This is a genomic window from Streptomyces showdoensis (genome assembly GCF_039535475.1).
Classification (GTDB): Bacteria; Actinomycetota; Actinomycetes; order Streptomycetales; family Streptomycetaceae; genus Streptomyces; species Streptomyces showdoensis.
Genome location: NZ_BAAAXG010000003.1, coordinates 13,028 through 34,750 on the forward strand (window position 1 = coordinate 13,028; position 21,723 = coordinate 34,750).

Consider the following 21,723-nt stretch of genomic DNA (forward strand, 5'->3'; position numbering starts at 1 on the left):
CGAGGAACGCGCGCAACGACGATCATCTACACCAGCTACCATCGGCAACCGAACCGTTCGTCAGACCACCGTGTGAGGCGTCGAGGCGATCTGGCACCACTCGCGGATTCGGGCGCACGGTCGGCCCGCCAGGGTCCGGCGTGTCCGCGTGGACGTTCCATCCGAGCCGGGTCCGGCATCCTGTCGCGGACAGCGCATTGCTCCGGTGGGCACGACCGGGCTGGAATGCCGGCGTGTTTAAATCCGGCACCGGCCCCAATCAGGAAGCACATGACTCAGTCCCTGCCTCGTGACTGCTGCGCGAGCCCTGTGGCCGAGGAATTCGTCTGACACACTACTGGGCCGCGAGGCACTGGCAGGACGGCAACTACGCTCGACAACGCTGACTGTCGCGGCGAGCCTGGACCACGGTCCGCGCACTCGCGGTTCGTCGTCCCTCGGCGGACACCTCGCTCACGTTACGCACGGCTGCGATACCGCGGCGCCGCACGGACCCTCGTCGTTGTCATAAATGGCCATGCAGCCGGCTCCGTGGTCTCGCCGCGGCGCGGCTTGCGCGTCAGCGGGTCGTGGTGCAGCTGCCCACGCAACGTGGCCCCTCGAGTTCGTCACGTGTGCGGTGTTCGCCCTGCTGCGCGCCGGGTGGCGTCCCGGGCCTCTGCCTACGTGTACTGTACGTCCCCGCACCTCGCCGAGATTGTCGCTCGCCTCCGCGCGGCTCACTCCAACAGGCGGTGTGCTACATATCGGACCGTCCGTACGTACGAGGGCTATTTCGACACACACGGCGATGGCCGCGGAGAATCGCCGCATGGTGACCACCTTCCTGCGCCGTGTGTTCCACCTACGAGCCGCCGGCACGCCTCGCACTTCTCCCTGACGCGGCGGCCTGACCACCGACCGAGAAACGGGCGGACCACTACAGTGCGCTGGACTCGATCTGACGCCCGCCCGAGCCGGCGGCTTCGCGCAGGTGGACGTCGGACCAGGAGCGCTGCTCCTAGGTCCGTCGTGCGACCGGCTGTGCCATTGATTAGGTCGGACACTTGGAGCGTAGACACACTGTGCACGAGCTGAGACGCCTCTACAGGCGCGGCGGCCAGCGCCGAGCTGGTGGCAGCTCGCAAACGTAGTGCGCGTGAACGAGACGTGTACCTGTGCCGCGTCTCTCGCTTTGTTACTGAGCCCGCCGTCGGTCCAACTTCTGGCCTTCGCGCTGCCCCGTCATCCTGGGCTATCCCTCAGCCGTCGCGGAATAACAGGGCACCGTCGTGTCCTGCGACATCTGTCCACCGCGGACCCAGGTCGGAGATGCCTGCCGGTCATACGCAGTGCGGGAGTCGGGTGCACCGCGCGTCTGTTTCTGTCAGTCCATTCGCCCGGAGCTGGTCTGACGCGCATCTCCTCGTCCGGTGAGCCACATGCCACGCCGACTGAGCAGCCTGCGCTCGTGTCCAGATCGGACGGGCCCGCCGCTGCCCCAGGCCGCTGGGACGGCCGAGCGCGTGGCCCCGACTGGAACTGCCGCCTGCAGCAGGTGTTCGTCCTGCCGATGCGCTCGTCACTCACCGCCGACGACCGCTGACGAGACGCGTGCTCACCTACGCACGGCCAGCCCGCTCTCACCCCTGACGACCGTGGCTCCGCATCAGTCTGCGCGCCGACGGCGAAGGACGTTGCCGACTGCACCCACGGCCACGCGTGTCGGGGGTGCCGTATCGGCCGACGTCCTCGCCGTCGGCGCCGACGATGCGGAGCCGGTCGTCGGGGGAGAGCGGGCGGCCGTGCGAGGTGAGCACGGTCTCGTCCGGGTCGTCGGGGCGGGTGAGGACGAGGACGCCCTCGGGCAGGTCGAACACTGCTGCAGGCGGCAGGCCAGTTCGAGGGGCCACGCGCTCGGCCGTCGGCCGGGGGCAGCGGGGCCCCGCCGATCTGGACGAGGCGCAGGCTGCTCAGGTCGGCGGCGGTCCGCGGACGAGGAGTGCGCGTCGAGCCAGCTCCGGGGCGATGGACGGGGTCACCGACGTCACGGTCACCCGCTCCCGCGCGATGACCGGCAGGCACTCCGCCGGCGTCCGCGGTGTCGGTCAGCACGACGGTTGCCGCCCGCGGTGAGGGTGCCCAGGATGCCGGGGCAGCCGAAGGCGAAGTTGGACGAGGCGGGGAGCGCGGCCAGGTACACGTCGTCCCGCGTCAGCGCCACCAGCTCGGCGGCGGCCCGCGCCTGGTAGGCGTAGTCGTCGTGGGTGCGCGGCACCAGCCGGTCGCCCGACGGCAGGAGCAGCGCCACCTGGTCCGCGCCCTGCGCGAGCGCCGGCTCGGGCGGGGCGTCGATCGAGTCCAGTCGGACTGTAGTGGCAGCCCGCCGGGTCGGTGGTCAGGCCGCCGCCGTAGGGGGGAGGCGGTGCCCGGCGGCTCGTAGGGTGAACACCCGGCGCAGGAAGGGGTCCTGGGCGGCGATCTCCGCGGCCATCGCCGTGTGGTCGAAGCCCTCGTACGTCGACGGTCCGATGTAGCCCACCGCCTGGGTGAGCCGCGCGAGGCGGGACATCTCCGGGGGCTGCGGTGCGTCATCGGGCAGAGGACCGGGACCACCCCGGCGCGCAGCAGGGCGAACACCGCCACGACGAACTCGGGCACGTTCGGCAGCTGCACCACGACCCGCTGACCGCGCCGCAGCCCGCGCAGCCGGAGCCCGGCGGCCATGCGGTCCGCGCGCCGGTTCAGCGCCGCGTACGTGAGACGGGTGTCGCCGTGGACGAGCGCGGTGCGCGGACCGTGGTCCAGGGCCCAGCCGCGCAGCAGGTTGTCGAGCGTGTTGCCGCGCCAGTGCCCGGCGGCCCAGTAGTGGTCGACGAATTCCTCGGGCCAGGGCTCGCAGCCGTCAAGCAGGGAGGTCATGTGCTTCCTTCGGGGGTGCCGGTTACCCGGGCATTCCAGGCCCGTCGTGCCCCCGGAGGCAATGCGCTGTCCGGACCAGGGATGCCGGACCGGCTCGGTGGAACGTCCAAGCGGACACGCCGGACCCTGGGGGCCCGGCGTGCGCCCGATCCGGGGTTACCAGATCGCCTCGACCCACTCCGGGTGGTCGACGAACGGGTTCCGGTTGCCCTGGTAGCTGGTGTAGATGACGTCGTTGCGCCGTTCCTCGAACGCGCTCGGCGGGTCCTGCTCGTTCCACTGCTTCAGGATCGACAGGCGGCCCATGAAGGGGACGCTGCCGTTGCTGGTCGACTCGTTGGGCTCCAGGTCGGCCCAGGCGTCGTCCCCCTCGTACCGGACGGCCATGTACAGGATCATGCGGGCCACGTCGCCCTTGTCCGCGTCCCGCGGCTCGAAGGAGTTGCTGTCCGTGTAGCTGCCCGGCGCGCCGCTGACCGCGCTGCCGCCGTTGTCGAAGTCCTTGTTGCCGCGGATGCTGTTGACCTGGACGTCCGCCGCGCGCAGGTGGTGCAGGTCGGTGCCCGGGCCGGCCGCGGTGCCGAAGTCGCCGTGCGACTGGGCCCACACGTGCTCGCGGTTCCAGTTGCCCACGGCGCCGCCGTTGAGGGTCTTGCTGCGCGAGGTGCCGCTGTAGAGCAGGATCACGTTCGCGGTGTTGTTCGGGTCCTGGTCCGTGACCTTCAGCGCGTTCCAGACCGCGTCGTACGAGATCTTGCTCTGGCTGCTGATGATGGTGTGCAGCGAGGACTTCAGGCTGGTTCCGGTCTTGCCGACCGCGTTCTTGTAGTACGTGCTGTCGTACGCGGTGGTCGTGGCGCTCGCCGGGGTCGCGGCGAGGGTGGGGAGCGTGAGGCCGACGAGGGCGGCGGACAGCGCTGCCCACACCTTCCATCTGCCTATCTGCGCAACGGACATGGGGGGTCCTTTCTCGGGGGCGGGTGGTGCGGTGCCGTCGTGGGTGCGCGGGGTGGGCGTCAGCCCACGGTCAGCGCGGTGTCGTCGATGACGAAGGAGGTCTGGAGGGTGGAGCCCTCCGTGCCGGTGAACCTCAGCGTCACGGTCCGGCCCGCGTACCCGGCCAGGCTGAAGGAGCGCTGGACGTAACCGCTCGACGCGTGGAGGTTGGAGTAGGTCGCGAGCGTCGACAGCACCGTGCCGCCGCTGTCGAGGACCTGGACCTTCAGCGTGTCGTACGCGGTCGTCGTGGTGGTCTCGGCCGTGTCGATGCGGGTGTGGAAGGTGAGGGCGGCCGTCGTGCAGCCGGCCGGGATCGTCACCGTCTGGGCGAGCGTGTCGGTGTGGGCGGAGCCGTAACCGCTCAGCCATGCCTTGGAGGAGCCGGTGCGGGCCGGGCGCCCGGTGTCGCTGGTGATGACTCCGGACGAGGCGGTCCAGGAGGTGTCGCCCGACTCGAAGCCCGGGTTGGCGAGCAGCTGGCCGGCGGTGCAGGTGCCGCCACCCCCGCCGCCCCCGCCGGTGGTCGCCTTCGACAGCCAGTCGGTGGCGTTGAGGGCGAGCGCCGCGTTCGTCCCGGCGGGGTCGTTCCAGCCGTCGTACAGCGTGTTGCCGGACTGGCCGGTGCCGTCGTCGACCGGCGAGCTGTCGCCCCACACGGCGACGCGCCCGCTGCCGAAGGTGCTGGTCGCGAAGAACGCGCCCGTCGTCCCGGAGGAGCCGGTGCGGTAGACCAGTCCCTTGACGGAGGGGTTGTCGGCCGGCTTCAGGGTGGCGGTGGTGCCGCTGCGGATGATGCTGCCGGTCACCTTGCCGAAGGTGCCGTTCAGGACGGGGTCGGCGGTGTCGGCGATCGCCCGGGGGTCGTCCGTCTGCACCGTGCCGGTGTCGAGGGTGAAGCCGAACGGGTCCGTGTCGTCGACGCCGTTGTCCGCCATCAGGTCGTTGATGATCTCCAGCGCGTCCCAGCCGTCGTTGTTGCGGTCGGCGTTCGCGTGGTCGGAGATCAGGAACAGGCCGCCGCCGTTCTGGACGAAGGTCATCACGGCGGTCTTCTCGCTCGCGCTGAGCCGCACGTTCGGCTCGGGCAGCACGAAGGTGTCGAAGTTCCGCAGGTCGGTGGCGGCGGTCGTGCCGTACGTGATGGTGCCGCCCGACGGCAGCGTCTTGAGCGCGTAGCGGCCGGTCCGCTGCAGTGCCACGCCCCAGGCCGAGATGGCCCCGGTCCAGTCGGTCTCTGCCGAGGGGGAGGCGTTCTGGGTGAGCGGGTCGGGCTGGCCGGTGCCGATGATCCAGTCGGCGTTCCCGGCGGTCTCCGCCTTGGAGTTGTCGAACAGCACGCGCAGCGGGGCGGCGGCCGTCTCCTGTGCCTGTGCCTGCGTCGGCGCGGCGGCCGCGGCCGCGACGAGGGTGCCGAGGGCGGTCAGGGCGGCGAAGCGGCGGCGGGTGGACCTTGTGAGTCCGAGCATCCGTCAGACCTCCGTGAGGGGGATGAGGCGATGTGGCGGAAAGGCGGTGCGGGCGCCCACTCTGCGCGCGTAGAACGTCGGGGACCAGACGTCCACGTCACGCGCGGTTGAACCGTACATGACCAGATCCCGCCCATGGAATGCCTTGCTCCGGGCGGAAGTTGGGATTCCGTATGTCAGGTCAGCGGTCGACCGGGAGGCCCTTGGGCTCCTTGACCCGCTTCATGATGATCTGGGAGTTCACCTCCGTGACCCCCGCCAGGGTGGTCAGCCGCTCGATCCACAGGCGCTCGTACGCCGCGAGGTCCGCGACCGCGATCCGCAGCAGGCAGCCGGGGCTGCCGAAGAGGCGGTACGCCTCGATGACGTCGGGGATGTCCTGCAGGGCCTCCTCGAACGCCTCGACCGTCTCCCGGTCGCGCTTCACCTCGACCGATACCAGGACCTCGAAGCTCCGGCCGACGGCGGCCGGGTCGATGACCGCCCGGTACCCCTGGATCACGCCGTCCTGTTCCAGCTGGCGGACCCGGCGCATGCAGGGCGAGGGGCTGAGGCCGATCCGCTGGGCGAGCTCCTGGTTGCTCAGCCGGCCGTCTTCCTGGAGCTCGCGCAAGATCTGGAGATCGATTCGGTCCATGGCGCAATTATTCACCACGGAGTTCATGATTCCGGGTAGAAATCGCAATCGCCTTGCGTGCCGATTGGCCTATCGTTGCGGCGTCTTCTCAGGGAAAGGGGCGTAAGGTCATGAAGTGGACGCGCGACGCCAGGCCTCGCCGCATCGTGGTGATCAGCACCGGCGGCACCATCGCGAGCCGCTGGACGGGCAGCGGATACGCCGCCGACGCCTCCGGTGACGACGTCGTCGCCACCGCGGCCGTTCCCGACGCCGTGGACGTCGAGGTCCTCGACCTCTTCAACGTCAACAGCTCCCGGATGACCACCGACCGCCAGCTCGCGCTGCTGCGCGCGGTCGAGGAGACGCTCGCCGACCCCGGCGTCGACGGCATCGTCGTCACGCACGGGACCGACACGCTGGAGGAGTCCGCGTTCTTCCTGGACCTCCACCACTCCGACCCGCGCCCCGTCGTCTTCACCGGCGCCCAGCGGCCCTTCGGCACCGGCGACGGCGACGGGCCCGGGAACCTCTACGACGCGCTCCAGGTCGCCGCCACCGTGCGCGGCCTCGGCGTCCTCGTCGTCTTCGACGGCCTGGTCCACGCGGCCCGCGGCACCGTCAAGACCAAGACCCTGGCCGCCGACCCGTTCGCCGACCCCTCCGGCGACCGGGTGGGGCGGCTCGGCTTCGGCCAGGTCGACATCGAGCGCGAGCCCGTGCGGCCGGCGCCGCTGCCCGTGCCCGCCGCCGGGCGGCCCGTGCCCCCGCGTCGACATCGTGATGCACCACTCCGACGCCGATCCGCTGCTCCTGAACGCGGCCGTCGCCGCCGGGGCCCGGGGCGTCGTCCTCGTCGGCACCGGTGCGGGCAACGCCACGCCCGAGATAGCCGCGGCCGTCGCCGACGCGGTGTCCCAGGGCGTCCTCGTGGTCCTGTCCACGCGCGTCGCGTCCGGTCCGGTCGCCGAGGTCTACACGGGCGGCGGGGCCGTCGATCTGGCCGCCGCCGGTGCGGTGCTCGCCGGGACGCTGCGTCCCGGGCAGGCGCGGATCGCGCTGCTGGCCGCGCTGCTGGCCGACGTTCCCTCGCCCGAGCGGCGTACGGCTCTGCTGCGGACGCTGCTCGAAGGGCCGGTGCGGTCGGAGTCCGTGCTCGCCGCCGCGCACTGATCCTTCGCGCCGCCTGCGCTGACGCCTGCGCTCGCGTTCGCGCCTCCCCGAGGGGCGACGGGGTCCGGGGCCTCCGCGGGGGCAGGGGTGTCCGGACCGCGACCTTCACCTCGCTCCGCCCGGTACGGGCGCCGCCACGTCAGGACACCCCTGCCCCCGCTCCGACCCCGGACCCCTCCCCGCCGTCGTCCCACCCTCCCTCCCCGTCGCGTAAGGCATGCCGTGATTCCCTCTCCGTCGCCGTCCGTCCGCCGTGAGCACGACCTGCTGGGTGACCGGGATGTCCCCGCCGAGGCCTACTGGGGGGTGCATACGCTGCGGGCTCGGGAGAACTTCGCCATCACGGGTGTGCCGATCTCGGTCTATCCGCTGCTCATCGACGCGCTCGCCGGCGTGAAGGAAGCCGCCGCCCTCGCCAACGAGGAGCTCGGCCTGCTCCCCGCGGAGAAGGCCCGCGCCATCGTCGCCGCCTGCCGCGAGATCCGGGGCGGCGCGCTGCACGAGGAGTTCGTCGTGGACGTCGTCCAGGGCGGCGCCGGGACCTCCACCAACATGAACGCCAACGAGGTCGTCGCCAACCGCGCCCTGGAGCTGATGGGGCGCGAGAAGGGCGACTACGCGGCGCTGCACCCCAACGAGGACGTCAACCTCGGGCAGTCGACCAACGACGTCTACCCGACCGCCATCCGGATCGCCGCCATCGGCGCGGGGCGCGAGCTGTTGCGGGCGATGGCCGTGCTCCAGGACGCCTTCGCCGAGAAGGCCGTCGAGTTCGGCGGCGTGGTCAAGATGGGGCGCACCCAGCTCCAGGACGCGGTGCCCATGACCCTGGGCCAGGAGTTCTCCACGTACGCGGTGATGCTGGAGGAGGACCGGGGGCGGCTGGCCGAGGCGATCGAGCTGATCCACGAGATCAACCTGGGGGGCCACGGCCATCGGGACCGGGCTCAACGCCGCGCCCGGCTACGCCGAGACCGCCCGGCGGCATCTCGCCGGGCTGACCGGCCTGCCCCTGGTGACCTCGGCCAACCTGGTCGAGGCCACCCAGGACTGCGGCGCCTTCGTGCAGCTCTCCGGGGTCCTCAAGCGGATCGCCGTGAAGCTCTCCAAGACCTGCAACGACCTGCGGCTCCTGTCTTCGGGGCCGCGCGCGGGCTTCGGCGAGATCAACCTGCCGCCCGTGCAGGCCGGTTCGAGCATCATGCCGGGCAAGGTCAACCCGGTGATCCCCGAGGTCGTCAACCAGGTCGCCTTCGAGGTGATCGGCAACGACATGACCATCACGATGGCGGCCGAGGGCGGTCAGCTGCAGCTCAACGCCTTCGAGCCGGTCATCTTCCACGCGCTGTCGAAGAGCATGACCTCGCTGCGGGCGGCCTGTCTGACGCTGGCCGAGCGCTGTGTCACCGGCATCACCGCCAACGTCGAGACCCTGCGCGCGAGCGTCGAGAACTCGATCGGTCTCGCGACCGCCCTCAACCCGCACCTGGGCTACACCGCGGCCACGGCGATCGCCAAGGAGGCGCTGGCCACCGGCCGCTCGGTCGCGGAACTCACCCTCGAGAAGGGGCTGCTCCCGCCCGATCGGCTCGCCGAGCTCCTCACCACCGAGTACCTGACGGGTACGACGGGCGGCGTGCTGGAGGTCTGAGCCCGGTCTCGGGCGGTCAGGCCTTGAGGATCCCGAAGTTGAAGTCCCCGGTGCCCAGGGTGCCCATCAGGCGCAGCCAGAGCGGCAGGAGGAGTTCGGTGCCCCGGGCGCCCGACAGGTCGCCGAGGTCGACGATCCGGGCGGCCGGCCAGCCGAAGGAGGCCAGCAGCTCGGTGACCGTCAGCTTGGCCTCCTCGTCGTCCCCGCAGACGAAGACGACGTGGTCACCGGGGACCCGGGCGGGCTCCACCATCACCGTGTTCGTCATGGTGTTGAGGGTCTTCACGACGCGCGCCTCGGGAAAGGTGCGCTGGATCTGCTCGGCCAGGCTGCCGCCGTCCGGGGTCTGCACCGCGGGAGGGAAGCCGGCCGAGAAGTCCAGCGGGTTGGACACGTCGACGACGACCTTGCCCGCCAGGTTCTCCGCACCCGCCGCCTCCAGGGCGGCCAGCGACACCAGGCCGCCGGTGGCGTTGACCACCAGCTCGGCCCCGGCGGCCGCCGCGGCGAACGTGCCGTGCGCCGCGTCGTGTTCCGCGGCCCAGGCCGTCGCGCCGGCGTGGTCGGCGGACCTGGAGCCGAGCGTCACCTCGTGGCCGAGCGCGACCAGCTTGCTCGCGAGCTGCCGGCCCACATCACCGGTGCCGAGTACGGCGATCTTCATGCGCGTGTGCTCCTTCGTGCCATAGGGGAACTCGGGCACGACCGTATGTCCTGGTGCGGCTGTTGCGCGTGTGTTTTCGATTCGGGCTCAAGGTCGTGGCGGACAAAACCGACATTCATATGAGTATCAGTACGAATATGTATGGAGGCTGTCTATGCAGGCCGTCGTCACGCCCGAGCTCCTCGACCACGAAGCCGCCGAGCTCCTCGACAGCGCCGCCTGGCAGGAGATCGTGGGCCGTTGGGCCGAGGCGCCGCCGGTACGGGAGGAGGCCGGCGACTGGCGGCGGCTGCTGTCCGTCCCGGTGGACCGGCTCGTCGCGGACGCGCTGGACGCGCTGCCGCCCGCCCCGCCCGCCGAGCGGCCGCTCCCCGGCAGGCTCGGCGCGATCCTGCCCGACCGGCTGCACACCTGGCGCCGCATCGGCAGCCCCGACGTGCGGCCCTCGGTCCATCTCGCCCACGCCCGGAGCGTCCTGACGGAGTGGGGCTGGCAGAACACCCCGTACAGACTGCGCGACGTCCGCGGCGCGCGCTGTGTCTGCGGGGCCATGCTCGCCGCCCACCGGCTCGGACACGGCAGCGCCCCCACCATGAACGAGGCGGGGGCGTGGATGCTCGAAGAGCTCCGCTCGCGCGGCTGGACCGGGCTCATCGGCCCGTGGAACCGCGCCCCGGGCCGGACCGCGGCCGACGCGCTCGCCCTGGTGGACGCCACGATCCGCCGCGCGGCCCGGGCGGGCCGTTAGGCCGTGTCCTCCGGATCATGCCCGGCCGCCCCGGTCACCCCGAGGTCAGCGCACCGGCAGCCGGTCGACCAGCGGCGGTGCCGCCGGTGCCGGAGCGGAGCTCCGCAGCCCCGCCGGGGCGGGGGCGCCGCTCAGCGCGCCGTCCACGTACGCGTACATGGCCGGCGTGATCGGGTCCGGCAGCTGCTGTCCCTGCTCGTCGAAGCGCTGGTACTTCATGAGGTTGTACGCCAGGGAGACCTGGCGGCGGCCGTCCTCCGTGGCGAGGGACCAGGTGCCCGCGCCGAAGACCGCGCCGTCGTGGCCCCAGTACCAGCCGCCGCTCGGCATCCGCAGCGTGTAGATCCCGAGGCCGTACCGCATCAGGGCCTCCTCGCCCGGCGCCGTGTCGTACCCCGGCACCGTCGTCTTCATCTCGCGCAGCGCCGCCTTGCCGATCAGCCTGCCGCCGAGCAGCTTGCGGTAGAAGGTGTTGAGGTCGTCGGTGGTCGACACCATCGCCCCGGCCGTGCCCGCCCACGACATGTCGTACGTGCTGTAGTCCCGCGGCGGGTCGATCAGGCCGAAGAAGGACTCGTACATCCGCGCGTGGGGGCCCTTGAGGGACGGCGAGGACGGGTAGTACGTGTGGCGCAGCCCGGCCGGACGGATCACGTGGCGGGTGATGTAGGCCTCGGGGTCCTGTCCGGTGACCTTCTCCAGGAGCAGCCCGGCCAGGATGTAGTTGGTGTTGGAGTAGCTGAACCTGCCGCGCTCCTGCGCCGGCGGGGCCGCGAGGCCGAGCCGGGCGAGCTCCTCGGGCTCGATGTGCCGCAGCCTGTTGCGGTCGAGCGTGGCGCCCGGGTCCTCCAGGATGCCCGGGAACGCCGGCAGGACGTAGTCGCCGATGCCGCTCGTGTGGTTGAGCAGCATCCGGACGGTCACCTTCGCGCCGCGCTCGCCGGTCACGAGCCCGGGGAGGTAGCGGCCGACGGGCGCGTCCAGGTCGATCCGGCCGCGCTCCACCTGCTGGAGGACGGCCACGGCCGTGAAGCTCTTGCTGATGCTGCCGATCCGGTGCTCCAGGCCCGGGGCCATCGGACGCCCGGTCGCCGTGTCGGCGAGGCCCGTCGCGCCCCGCCAGCTCTCCGCGCCGCTCCGGACCGAGGTGAAGGCCCCGAACATCCCGGCGTCGCGGAAGGCGTCGAGCGACGCCCGCAGCGCCTCGCGGTCCAGGGCGGGCGTGTGGCGGGCCGCGGCCGTCGTCCGCGCGGTGCCCGCGGTGTCGGCCGCCTGGGCCGGAAGCACGCCCAGGGTCAGGGCCAGCAGGGCGGTCGCGGCCACCGCGGTCGTCCGGGCCGGCTGCGTCAGGCGTAAGCGCATGGAATCCCCTCCGTCGTTCGGTCCGCGCCCGGGATCCGGGCGCGGACCGTCCATCCTCGCCGCCCCGCTCCGGGTCCGCGTCCTTCCCCCGGACGAGCACGGTCATCGGAAGGCATGACGTCCAGGGGACTAACCTGGGTGTATGGGCGGCGGTCTGACCAGGCCGTTCCTCCACGGAGACGTGATCCTCGGCCGGGGACCGGCCGGATCCCTCCCCTCCCGTCGGCCCGGCCCTGACTGCCCGTCCCGCGTTCGCGTCCCGGGCCAGGAAGGCGGGCAGGACATGTACTTCACCGACCGCACCGACGCGGGCCGCCGGCTCGCCGCCCGGCTCACCGGCCTCAAGGGGCAGGACCTGGTCGTCCTGGGGCTGCCCCGCGGAGGAGTGCCCGTCGCCGCCGAGGTCGCCGACGCGCTCGACGCGCCCCTCGACATCTGCCTCGTCCGCAAGCTCGGCGTGCCGTACCAGCCGGAGCTCGCCATGGGGGCGATCGGCGAGAACGGCGTCCGCGTCCTCAACGACCGGGTCCTCTCCGACGCCGGTGTCTCCCCGCAGGCCCTGGCCGAGGTGGAGACGCGCGAACGGGCCGTACTGGAGGAGCGGACCCGGCGCTACGCGGCGGCCCGCGGCGCCGCCGACCCCCGTGGCCGCACCGCCGTCGTCGTGGACGACGGGCTCGCCACCGGAGCCACCGCGCTCGCCGCCTGCCAGGTCGTACGGGCCCGGGGCGCCGCCAGGATCGTGCTCGCCGTGCCGGTCGCGCCGCACGACTGGGTCGCGCGCGTCGGGGGCGCGGCCGACGAGACGTACAGCGTGCGCGAACCCCAGCTCTTCTACGCGATCGGGCAGTTCTACACCGACTTCTCCCAGACCACGGACGAGGAGGTCGTCGCGTGTCTGCGGGCGCGCCGGGAGGGGCGCGGCGAGCGGGCCGGGTACGCGGAGGACGCCGAGGTGCGCATCCCGCTCGGCGGATCGGAGGCCGGCGGACGGCTCACGCTCCCCGAACGGGCCACCGGGATCGTGCTGTTCGCGCACGGCAGCGGCAGCAGCCGGCACAGCCCCCGCAACCTGGCCGTCGCCGCCGCCCTGAACCGGGCCGGCCTCGGCACGCTCCTGTTCGACCTGCTCACCGAGGCCGAGGCGGCCGACCGCGCCAAGGTCTTCGACACCCCGCTGCTCGCCCGCCGGCTGCGGCAGGCGAGCGACTGGCTCACCGGCAGGTACGGTGCGGGCGCCCTGAGCACGGGGTACTTCGGAGCCAGTACGGGTGCCGCGGCCGCGCTGTGGGCCGCCGCCGAACCGGACGACGGCGTGGCCGCGGTGGTCTCCCGGGGCGGGCGCCCCGACCTCGCGGACGAGCGGCTGCCCGAGGTGACGGCGCCCACCCTGCTGATCGTCGGCGGCGCGGACCCCCTGGTCCTCGATCTCAACGAGCGGGCCCAGCGGCGGCTGCGCTGCGAGCACCGGCTCGTCACCGTGCCCGGCGCGGGGCACCTCTTCGAGGAGCCGGGACAGCTGGAGCGGGTGGGCGAGCTGGCGGCGGCGTGGTTCGCCGAGCGGCTCTGAGCCCCCGCACGGCCGGCCTCAGCCCGGGGTGCCGCCGACGATGCGGTCGACGGCCGCGGCGATGAGCGCGTCGCGCTCCTCCTCGGAGAAGACGTCGGGGAGCGTGAGCTGTTCGACGATCAGCCAGTTGAAGGCCAGGATCAGCAGTTTGACGGCGGTTGCGTCGCCCGGGAGCCCCGAGGCCTCGTGGTAGGCGACGTTGGCCTCGACGTCGGCGCGGATCCGCTCGGTGAGCACCTGGCGCAGCTCCGGGCGCCGGGTCGCCTCCAGGCGCAGTTCCAGGAGGGCGAGGTAGCCGGTGCGGAAGCCGCTGACCCGGCCGACGAGCTCCTTCATCAGCACGGTGTACGTGGCGAGGTCCGGGCTCGCCGCCCGCTGCCGCTCGATGGTCGCCTCGTCCGGCTGGAGCCGCTCGTAGACCCGGGCGCCCGCCTGGGTCAGCAGGTCGTCGCGGTTGGCGAAGTAGTTGGACGCGGTGCCGGGCGGCACGGCGGCCTCGGTGTCCACCGCGCGGAAGGTGAGGCCCCGGGCCCCCTCGCGGGCGAGCACCTCGATGGCGGCGTCGACGAGCGCCGCCCGGCGCTCGGGGTTGCTGCGGGCCACCGGTGTCACTCCTGTCGTCCGGCCGTCGCGCGTACTCCAGGGAGAGTACTACGCCTGGAGTGGATCGAGGTCCGGGCGGAGGTCCAGGTACCGGCCGAGGCGCGCGGCCGCGTCCAGCATGGCGAGCCGTCGTGCCGTGAGCCGCCGCTCCCAGCCCTCCAGGGCGGCGCCCAGCGCCTGCGTGCCGCCCGCCGTACGGATCTGCCGGACCACCTCGGCGATCCGGTCCAGCGGGTAGCCGCCGCGCCTCAGGAGGTGCGCCAGCTCGGCGTCGCGGACGTCGGCCGGCCCGTAGACGCGGTGGCCGGTGGCGGCGTCCCGCGCGGGGGCGAGGATCCCGGCCCCCTCCCAGTTGCGCAGGGTCGCCCGGGTGACGCGGAGCCGGCGCGCGAGCTCGCCGACCGTGCGGGTGTCCGGCCCGGCCGCGGGGCGCTCGGCCGGGTGCGCCAGCAGGTGCTCCACGGCGCCGCGCACCGCGTCGAGGGTCTCCCGGTCCCGGAGCGACTGGGCGTGGCCCCGGTCGACGGCGGTCAGGGCGGCGTCGAGCGCGCCCGAGTGCAGCGCGTTCATGATCCGCCCGCCGGTGGCGTGCCCGTACGCCCGGACGAGGGCGAGATAGGCGTCGAGCGCCGCCGCGTGGGTCTCGGTGTAGACCCGGTAACCGCTGGGGGTGCGCGCGGCGGGCGGGAGGCAGCCGTCGGCCTCGTAGTTGCGGACCGCCTGGGTCGAGATGCCGTGCCGGCGGGCCAGGTCGGTCGGTCGCACGATGCTCCTTGTTTTGAGACTTGGCGGCACGGTCGGCGCTGAATACACGGGCATGCTTCCGTAAAGTCTCCACCGTTCTTTCAAGGATACGGTGGAGGCTCATGAACCAGGACTTCCATGACCTCGTCACCCCTTCCTGCACCCTGCTCGGGCTGGGCGAACCCACCCATCAGGAACCCGCCTTCGGGCGGATCCGCAACACGCTCCTCGCCGGGCTCGCCGACCGCGGCTTCCGGTCCGTCGCCCTGGAGACCGACCGCCTGGCCGCGCTGCGGGTCGACGCCTACGTCCAGGGCGGGGCCGACAGCCTCGACGCCGTCCTGGCCGAGGGCTTCTCGCACGGCTTCGGCGCCCTCGACGCCAACCGGGAGCTGGTCGCCTGGATGCGCGACCACAACGCGGGCCGGCCGGCGGCCGAGCGGCTGGCCTTCCACGGCTTCGACATCCCGACCGAGAACTACAGCGCGCCCAGCCCCCGAGCGGCCCTGGAGCACGTCCGCGCGTACCTCGGGCTCGCCCCCGGGACCCCCGAGACCCCCGAGGATGCGGACCGGTTCGCCCGCCTTCTCGGGGACGACGAGCACTGGAGCCGCCAGGAGGCGGTCCTGGACGCCGCGCAGTCGCCCGGCGCCACCCCCGAGGCCGAGCGCGCGAGGGCCCTCGCCGACGACCTGGTCGTCACGCTGCACTCCCGCGCGCCCGAGCTGATCGCGGCGACCTCGCTCGCCGCCTGGCGGCGGGCGAAGGCGCACCTGGCCGCCGCGATCGGGCTGCTGCGCTACCACCGCCAGTGCGCCGAGCCCGGCGAGCCCGGCGCCCGCATCACCCGCCTGCTCGCCACCCGGGACGCGCTGATGGCCGAGAACCTCCTCGCCGTCCGGGAGGCCGAGGAGCTCAGGGGGCCGACGCTCGTCTTCGCCCACAACCTGCACCTCCAGCGCTCGCCGAGCGCGTGGACCGCGGGGGAGCTGAGCGCCACCTGGTCGAGCGCCGGGGGGATCGTCGGCTCGCTCCTGGGGGACCGGTACGTGTGCGTCGCCGGGAGCGTCGGCCGCAGCGCGGCGCTCGGGCTCACGGACCCCGGGCCGGACACCTACGAAGGCGCCCTCCAGCACCGGGTCGACGGCTGGGGGACGGTCCGCGCCGACGAGGTGCCCGACGGGCGCGGGCGGACCGGCGCCGAACCGGCCAAGGGCTACTTCCCGCTCGACCGGGCGACGCTCGACGGCGTCGACGCGGTCCTGCACCTCCGCGACGCCGGAGCCGTCGGCGCGTCCGCGCGCTGAGTTCGGTCCGTACGCCGCACCCGCCGCAACCGGCCGCCCCCGCGAAGGGGCGGCCGGGCCGTGCGTACACGGTCCTGCGTGGAACGGCGGTGCCGGGCGGGGGCGGGACCGGCCCACACCGGCACTGTCCCCGACCCGCCTCCACGGTGGAGTAGACCACTGGGCGACGTCAAGCGTTCCGCGCCGCGTTGACGCAATGGTCCGTACCAACTACGGTGCCGTTGGCTCCCGTTCGGTGGTCCCACAGCCGCAGTCCCGCACCCGAGCCGCCACACGGTCCCGCGACGCGCTCCCGTACCCCTCACACGCGTCCAGGGAGACCCGATGGAAACAGACCGGAGAAGCCGCCGCAGACGACGGCGCCACGGCAGAGGACTCCTGGTCCTGCTCGCCGCGCTCCTCCTCCCGATCGCCGCCCTCGCCGGCCCGGCCGCCGCACCCGCGCACGCCGCCGGCGCCGTGACCGCCGGCTTCACCTCGGAGAACAACGGCAGCTGGTGGCGCGGCATCCTCGTGATCCGCAACGGCACCACCACCCCCGTCAACGGCTGGACCCTGGAGTTCGACCTGCCCGCGGGCGTGAGCGTCAGCTCCCACTACAACGGCGAGGCCACCGTCACCGGCCGCCACGTCACCGTCCGCAACGCCCACTACAACGCCACCGTCCCGGCCGGCGGCTCCACCGAGCCGTACAGCTACTGGTTCGTCGCCACCGGCCCGCAGACCGCCCCGACCGGCTGCACCGTCAACGGCGGCAAGTGCGACGGCAGTCCCGACGTGCCCCCCCACCGCGCCGGGCGCCCCGCACGCCACCGCCGTCACCGTACGGACCGTGAGCCTCGACTGGGCGCCGGCCACGCCCGCCGACCACCCCGTCACCGGCTACGAGGTCCTCTCCAAGGGCGCCGTCGTCGCCACCGCGACCTCCACCTCGGCCACCGTCACCGGCCTGACCCCGGCCACCGCGTACACCTTCACCGTCCGGGCCAAGGACACCCGCGGCAACACCGGACCCGAGAGCCCGCCCCTCACCGTCACCACCGTGGACCCGGCGAGCGACCCGAACCCGCCCACCGCACCCGGCGCGCTGCGCTCCACCGCCACCACCGCCTCCAGCGTCAGCCTCGCCTGGAACGCCGCCACCGACGACAAGGGCGTGGTCGGCTACGACGTCTACCGCGACGGCGTCCTCGTCCGCACCGTGCCGGGCACCGCGACCACGGCCACCGTCAGCGGCCTCGGCCCGGCCAACCCGTACACCTTCACCGTCCGCGCCCGTGACGCCGCCGACAACGCCTCGCCGCCGTCGAACGCCCTCACCGTCACCACCGCCGACCTCGCCCAGGGCCGCTACCTCAAGGTCGGCTACTTCGCCCAGTGGGGCATCTACGGACGCCAGTACTTCGTGAAGAACCTCGACACCTCCGGCGCCGCCGCCTCCCTCGACGTCGTCAACTACGCCTTCGAGAACATCGACCCCGTCAACCTCACCTGCCAGGCCGGAGTCACCAAGGGCGTCGGCTCCAACCCCCAGGACCCCGACCAGGGCACCGGCGCGGGCGACGCCGACGCCGACTACGCCCGGCCCTTCAGCGCAGCCCAGTCCGTCGACGGGGTCGCCGACGACGGCTGGGGCAAGCTGCGCGGCAACTTCAACCAGCTGAAGAAGCTCAAGGCCAAGTACCCCAAGCTGAAGGTCGTCGTCTCGCTCGGCGGCTGGACCTACTCCAAGTACTTCTCCGACGTGGCCGCCACCGAGGCCTCCCGGCAGAAGTTCGTCCGCTCCTGCATCGACGTGTGGATCAAGGGCAACCTGCCCGTCTACAACGGCGCCGGCGGCGAAGGCGTGGGCGCCGGCGTCTTCGACGGCATCGACCTCGACTGGGAGTGGCCCGGCTCGCCCGACGGACACCCCGGCAACCACTACGGACCCCAGGACAAGGCCAACAACGCCGCCCTCGTCGCCGAGTTCCGCAAGCAGCTCGACGAACTCGGCGGCGAACACCGCCTGCTGACCGCGTTCACCCCCGCCGACCCCGTCAAGATCGGCCAGGGCTGGGACCTCACCCGGGCCGCCACCGACCTCGACTACGCCATGGTCCAGGGCTACGACTTCCACGGCGCGGGCAGCGACAACTCCTGGGAGCCGAACCGCACCGGACACCAGGCCAACCTGTACACCGACACCCAGGACCCCTACGGCTTCCACTTCAGCGTCGACGAGGCGATCAAGCCCTACCTCGCCGCCGGGTTCAGCCCCCGCAAGCTCACCATCGGGATCCCCTTCTACGGCCGCGGCTGGCAGGGCGTCGCCGACGGCGGCGCGGCGGGGGAGTGGCAGAGCGCCACCGGGGCCGCCCCCGGACAGTTCGCCGAGGAGGCCGGGGTACGCGGCTACGCCAACCTGATCGCCTCGGTCCCCGGGCTCACCGTCCGCCACGACGAACAGTCCGGCGCCACCTCCGGCTACACCGGCGCCGGCGGCCAGTGGTGGAGCTTCGACGACGCCTGGTCCATCGGACGCAAGACGACCTACCTGAAGTCCAAGGGGCTGCTCGGGGTCTTCATCTGGGAGATGTCCGGCGACACCGCCGGCGGCACCCTGATGACCGCCCTGCGCACCGGACTGGGCTGACCCGGCGGACGGGGCCGGGCCCGGCGCACCCGGGCCCGGGAGGCTCAGGCCTCCGAGACGACCAGCTCGACCTCGAACCCGTCCGCGTTCTCCAGATAGGCCGCACAGGTCTGTTCCCCGCCGGCATGCGGATGCCGGTCGGGGAACAGCAGCCGCCACCCGCCCCGTACCGCCTCCTCGACCAGACCGTCGAACTCCGCCCGCGTCGCCACGTGGAAGGCCAGGTGGTTCAGCCCCGGACGCAGCCGGTCGTGCGCGTCCGCGCTGAGCGCCGGCGACTCCTCGACCACCAGGTACGTGGCCCCGAGCCGCCAGCTGCGCCCCGCCTCCCAGCTCTGGAACGGCGTGTAGCCGAGCGAGGAGAGCAGCGGGCCGAAGGAGGCCACCGCCCGGCCGATGTCGGGCACCCAGAGCTCGACGTGGTGCAGGGTTCCGGTGGTGACGGGGCCGGTCAACGTACTCCTCCGAACGATGGGGTACGGCCGACCGTACCCGGTCCTCACCAGGCCAGGTCCTCCAGGGCGTCCGGATCGACCAGCGGCGCCGCGACGTCCCCGCCGGGGTGCTCCGGGGCGATCGGCAGCTCGGCCCAGATCGTCTTGCCGCGGCGCGCGTAGCGGGTGCCCCAGCGCTGCGCGAACTGCGCCACCAGGAACAGGCCCCGGCCCCCCTCGTCCGTGTCCGTCGCGTGCCGCAGGTGCGGGGAGGTGCTGCTTCCGTCGGACACCTCGCAGATCAGCGCCCGGTCGTACACCAGCCGGACGTGGACCGGCGGCTTGCCGTACCGGATCGCGTTGGTGATCAGCTCGCTCAGCACCAGTTCCGCCGTGAACCCGACCTCCTCCAGGTCCCACGCGGCCAGCCGCGCCGCCGCCTGGTTGCGCACGGGCGAGACCGCCGACGGGTCGCCCGGCACCTCCCACTCGGCGATCCGGTCCGCCGGGATCCGCCGGGCGCTCGCCACCAGCAGCGCGATGTCGTCCGACGGCACCGGGAACAGCATCGCCGCGAGCACGTCCGCACAGGTCTGCTCGGGCGAGCGGTCCGGACGCGCCAGGGTCTCCCGGAGCAGCCCGAGGCCGGTGTCGAAGTCCCGCGCACGGTCCTCCAGGAGCCCGTCCGTGAACATCACCAGCTTGCTGCCCGGCTCCAGCCGCAGCCGCGCCGACTCGAAGGGCCGCTCGCCCAGCCCGAGGCCCAGCGGCAGCCCGGCCGGCAGCGCCGGGAACTCCACGCTCCCGTCGGGCCGCACCAGCGCCGGACCCGGATGCCCCGCGCTCGACATGGTGCACGCGCCGCTCGTCGGGTCGTAGATGACGTACAGGCAGGTCGCGCCCGTACTGCCCTCCGCCGTGCCGTCCCCGTCGGACTCGTCGCCGTCCTCCGCCCCCGACTCGTTCTCCTCGCCGAGCCGGTCGATCAGCTCGTCCAGATGGCCCAGCAGTTCGTCCGGCGGCAGGTCCAGCGTGGAGAAGTTGGCCACCGCGGTCCGCAGCCGCCCCATCGTCGCCGCCGCGTGCACCCCGTGCCCCACCACGTCCCCGACCACCAGCGCCACCCGCGCGCCCGGCAGCGGGATCACGTCGAACCAGTCGCCGCCCACCCCCGCCTTCGCCGGCAGATAGCGGTGCGCCACCGACACCGCGCTCTGGTCGGGCAGCACCCGCGGCAGCAGGCTCCGCTGCAGCGCCACCGCCATCGTGTGCTCCCGGGTGAAGCGGCGCGCGTTGTCGATCGCCAGCGCCGCCCGGGCCGCCAGCTCCTCCGCGAACGACAGGTCCTCCTCGCCGAACGGCTCCGGCGTGTCCGCGGCACGCCAGAAGTTCGCCATCCCCAGCACCACCCCGCGCGCCAGCAGCGGCACCGTGAGCAGCGAGTGCAGCCCGTACGCCACCGCCTCCGCCGCGCCCTCCGGGTCCTGGGCCCGCCAGCCCTGCGCCGAGGCGAGATCCGCCTGGATCACCGCCCGTCCCTTGTCCAGCGCCGAGGCCATCGGCGTCGTCGGCACCACGAACCGGATCAGGTCGCCCACCGGCTGCAGCGGCGAGGTGGCGCGGACCCCGGTGAGCGCCGTGCGCCGCATCTCGGTGAACGCCCCCGACGGCTCCTCGCCCCGCACCACCGGGTCGAGCAGCTCCACCGTCACGAAGTCGGCGAACCGCGGCACCGCCACCTCCGACAGCTCCTCCGCCGTGCGCACCACGTCCAGCGTCGTGCCGATCCGCGTCCCCGCCTCGTACAGCAGCCGCAGCCGCCCCCGCGCGACCTCGGCCCGGCCGGTCAGCGCGGCCAGTTCGGTGGTGTCGCGCATGGTCATGACACAGCCGCCGTCGGCCGCCCCGTTCCCGGTCGGCCGCACGTTCACCGCCAGCAGCCGGTCCCCGGCCGGGTGCACCTCGTCCGTCACCGTCTCCCCGGCCAGCAGCAGCGCCGCCGTACGGGGCTCCAGGCCCAGCTCCGTGACCGGGAGCCGCTCCGCGTCCTCGGGCAGCTTCAGGAGCCGGCGGGCCTCGTCGTTGGCGAGCAGCAGCCGCCCGTCCGCCGCGACGATGACCACCCCCTCCTTCACCGAGTGCAGCACCGCCTCGTGGTGCTCCTTGAGCCGGGTCATCTCGGCCGGGCCCAGCCCGTGCGTCTGGCGCCGCAGCCGGGCGCTCACCAGGGCGGCCCCGCTCACCGCGATCACCAGACCGCCCGCGGCCGCGCCCAGCAGCAACGGCAGCCGCCCCTGCACGGCCTGGCCGACCGTCTCCACCTCGACGCCGCTGGTGACGATGCCGACCACGGTGCCGTCGGCGGCGCGGACCGGCACTACCGCCCGCACCGCGTCCTGCGGCGCGCCGTGGAAGATCTCGGTGAAGGACTGCCCGGCCCGGGCCCGCGCGATGTCCCCCTGGGCCCGCTGCCCGATGAGACTGGGATCGGAGTCGGTGTACCGGGCCCCGTCCGGGGCCAGCACGGCCACGAAGTCGACGCCCGAACCGATCCTGGCGGCCTCCGCCCGGGCCTGGAGGGCCGCGGTCGGGTCGGGCGAGCGGAGCGCGTCGGCGAGCCCCGGCGCGTGCGCGAAGCCCTCGGCCACGGCCAGCGAGCGGCTGCGCGCCTCGCGCTCGCTGTCGTACTTCCCCTGCAGGACCAGCGCCAGGGCCGCGGCCGCGATGATCAGCAGCGCGATGAGCGCCTGCAGGGCGAACACCTGGCCGGCTACGCTCCGTAGCCCACTGCGCCGCCCCTGGGGGCCACTGCCGGACCGGTCCGCGCCACCCGTCACGGTGTGCTCCTTC

General features: G+C 73.2%; 15 protein-coding genes and 4 pseudogenes. 6 read left to right on the top strand and 13 right to left on the bottom strand.

Annotated elements, in window-relative coordinates; genetic code table 11:
- Positions 1-1,622 precede the first annotated feature (1,622 nt).
- The 7 genes and pseudogenes from ABD981_RS01840 to ABD981_RS01870 form a co-directional block, all read right to left on the bottom strand.
- Positions 1,623-1,859 carry a hypothetical protein gene (locus ABD981_RS01840; RefSeq protein WP_345527557.1) on the bottom strand — a complete coding sequence of 79 codons (237 nt, stop codon included), beginning with the start codon at positions 1,857-1,859 and terminating at the stop codon, positions 1,623-1,625.
- A gap of 173 nt (positions 1,860-2,032) precedes the next feature.
- Positions 2,033-2,290: a hypothetical protein gene (locus ABD981_RS01845; protein WP_345527592.1), complete on the bottom strand. Its 258-nt coding sequence runs from the start codon at positions 2,288-2,290 to the stop codon at positions 2,033-2,035.
- 87 nt (positions 2,291-2,377) lie between these two features.
- Positions 2,378-2,551, bottom strand: coding sequence for a hypothetical protein (locus tag ABD981_RS01850; RefSeq protein ID WP_345527593.1), 174 nt, complete (start codon positions 2,549-2,551; stop codon positions 2,378-2,380).
- A gap of 68 nt (positions 2,552-2,619) precedes the next feature.
- Positions 2,620-2,901, bottom strand: a pseudogene (locus ABD981_RS01855) (AMP-binding protein); the annotation flags it as partial.
- A gap of 156 nt (positions 2,902-3,057) precedes the next feature.
- Complete coding sequence (locus tag ABD981_RS01860) at positions 3,058-3,858, bottom strand: endonuclease I family protein (RefSeq protein WP_046905804.1); 801 nt, start codon at positions 3,856-3,858, stop codon at positions 3,058-3,060.
- 59 nt (positions 3,859-3,917) lie between these two features.
- The gene (locus tag ABD981_RS01865) at positions 3,918-5,366 is read right to left on the bottom strand and encodes a hydrolase (RefSeq protein WP_046905803.1); all 1,449 of its coding nucleotides are present in this window, start codon (positions 5,364-5,366) and stop codon (positions 3,918-3,920) included.
- Between the two features lie 181 nt (positions 5,367-5,547).
- On the bottom strand, positions 5,548-6,003 hold the full coding sequence (locus ABD981_RS01870) for an Lrp/AsnC family transcriptional regulator (RefSeq protein ID WP_046905802.1): 456 nt from the start codon (positions 6,001-6,003) through the stop codon (positions 5,548-5,550).
- A gap of 110 nt (positions 6,004-6,113) precedes the next feature.
- On the opposite strand from ABD981_RS01870, the pseudogene ABD981_RS01875 reads away from it, so the two are divergent.
- Positions 6,114-7,155 (top strand): annotated as a pseudogene (locus tag ABD981_RS01875) (asparaginase).
- A 225-nt stretch (positions 7,156-7,380) separates the two neighbouring features.
- Positions 7,381-8,806, top strand: a pseudogene (locus ABD981_RS01880) (aspartate ammonia-lyase).
- 16 nt (positions 8,807-8,822) lie between these two features.
- Here ABD981_RS01880 and ABD981_RS01885 read toward each other — a convergent pair.
- Positions 8,823-9,470, bottom strand: a complete 648-nt coding sequence (locus tag ABD981_RS01885; RefSeq protein WP_046905799.1) for an NADPH-dependent F420 reductase — start codon at positions 9,468-9,470, stop codon at positions 8,823-8,825.
- A gap of 154 nt (positions 9,471-9,624) precedes the next feature.
- Here ABD981_RS01885 and ABD981_RS01890 point away from each other — a divergent pair, with 154 nt between their 5' ends.
- Complete coding sequence (locus ABD981_RS01890) at positions 9,625-10,218, top strand: DUF6197 family protein (protein WP_046905798.1); 594 nt, start codon at positions 9,625-9,627, stop codon at positions 10,216-10,218.
- 45 nt (positions 10,219-10,263) lie between these two features.
- On the opposite strand, the gene ABD981_RS01895 is transcribed toward ABD981_RS01890, so the two are convergent.
- Positions 10,264-11,580 carry a serine hydrolase domain-containing protein gene (locus tag ABD981_RS01895; protein WP_046905797.1) on the bottom strand — a complete coding sequence of 439 codons (1,317 nt, stop codon included), beginning with the start codon at positions 11,578-11,580 and terminating at the stop codon, positions 10,264-10,266.
- 283 nt (positions 11,581-11,863) lie between these two features.
- On the opposite strand from ABD981_RS01895, the gene ABD981_RS01900 reads away from it, so the two are divergent.
- Positions 11,864-13,150: a phosphoribosyltransferase family protein gene (locus ABD981_RS01900; protein ID WP_046905796.1), complete on the top strand. Its 1,287-nt coding sequence runs from the start codon at positions 11,864-11,866 to the stop codon at positions 13,148-13,150.
- Positions 13,151-13,168: 18 nt separating this feature from the next.
- On the opposite strand, the gene ABD981_RS01905 is transcribed toward ABD981_RS01900, so the two are convergent.
- Both ABD981_RS01905 and ABD981_RS01910 read right to left on the bottom strand, forming a co-directional pair.
- Entirely contained in the window at positions 13,169-13,753 is a 585-nt protein-coding gene (locus ABD981_RS01905; RefSeq protein WP_046905795.1) for a TetR/AcrR family transcriptional regulator, read from the bottom strand.
- A 48-nt stretch (positions 13,754-13,801) separates the two neighbouring features.
- Positions 13,802-14,518 carry a TioE family transcriptional regulator gene (locus ABD981_RS01910; protein WP_240495082.1) on the bottom strand — a complete coding sequence of 239 codons (717 nt, stop codon included), beginning with the start codon at positions 14,516-14,518 and terminating at the stop codon, positions 13,802-13,804.
- A 101-nt stretch (positions 14,519-14,619) separates the two neighbouring features.
- Here ABD981_RS01910 and ABD981_RS01915 point away from each other — a divergent pair, with 101 nt between their 5' ends.
- Complete coding sequence (locus tag ABD981_RS01915; RefSeq protein ID WP_046905793.1) at positions 14,620-15,804, top strand: erythromycin esterase family protein; 1,185 nt, start codon at positions 14,620-14,622, stop codon at positions 15,802-15,804.
- Positions 15,805-16,128: 324 nt separating this feature from the next.
- Positions 16,129-18,439, top strand: a pseudogene (locus ABD981_RS01920) (glycosyl hydrolase family 18 protein).
- 44 nt (positions 18,440-18,483) lie between these two features.
- Here the strand turns inward: ABD981_RS01920 and ABD981_RS01925 are convergent.
- The gene (locus ABD981_RS01925) at positions 18,484-18,894 is read right to left on the bottom strand and encodes a VOC family protein (protein ID WP_046905792.1); all 411 of its coding nucleotides are present in this window, start codon (positions 18,892-18,894) and stop codon (positions 18,484-18,486) included.
- 44 nt (positions 18,895-18,938) lie between these two features.
- Complete coding sequence (locus ABD981_RS01930) at positions 18,939-21,710, bottom strand: SpoIIE family protein phosphatase (protein ID WP_046905791.1); 2,772 nt, start codon at positions 21,708-21,710, stop codon at positions 18,939-18,941.
- Positions 21,711-21,723 lie beyond the last annotated feature (13 nt).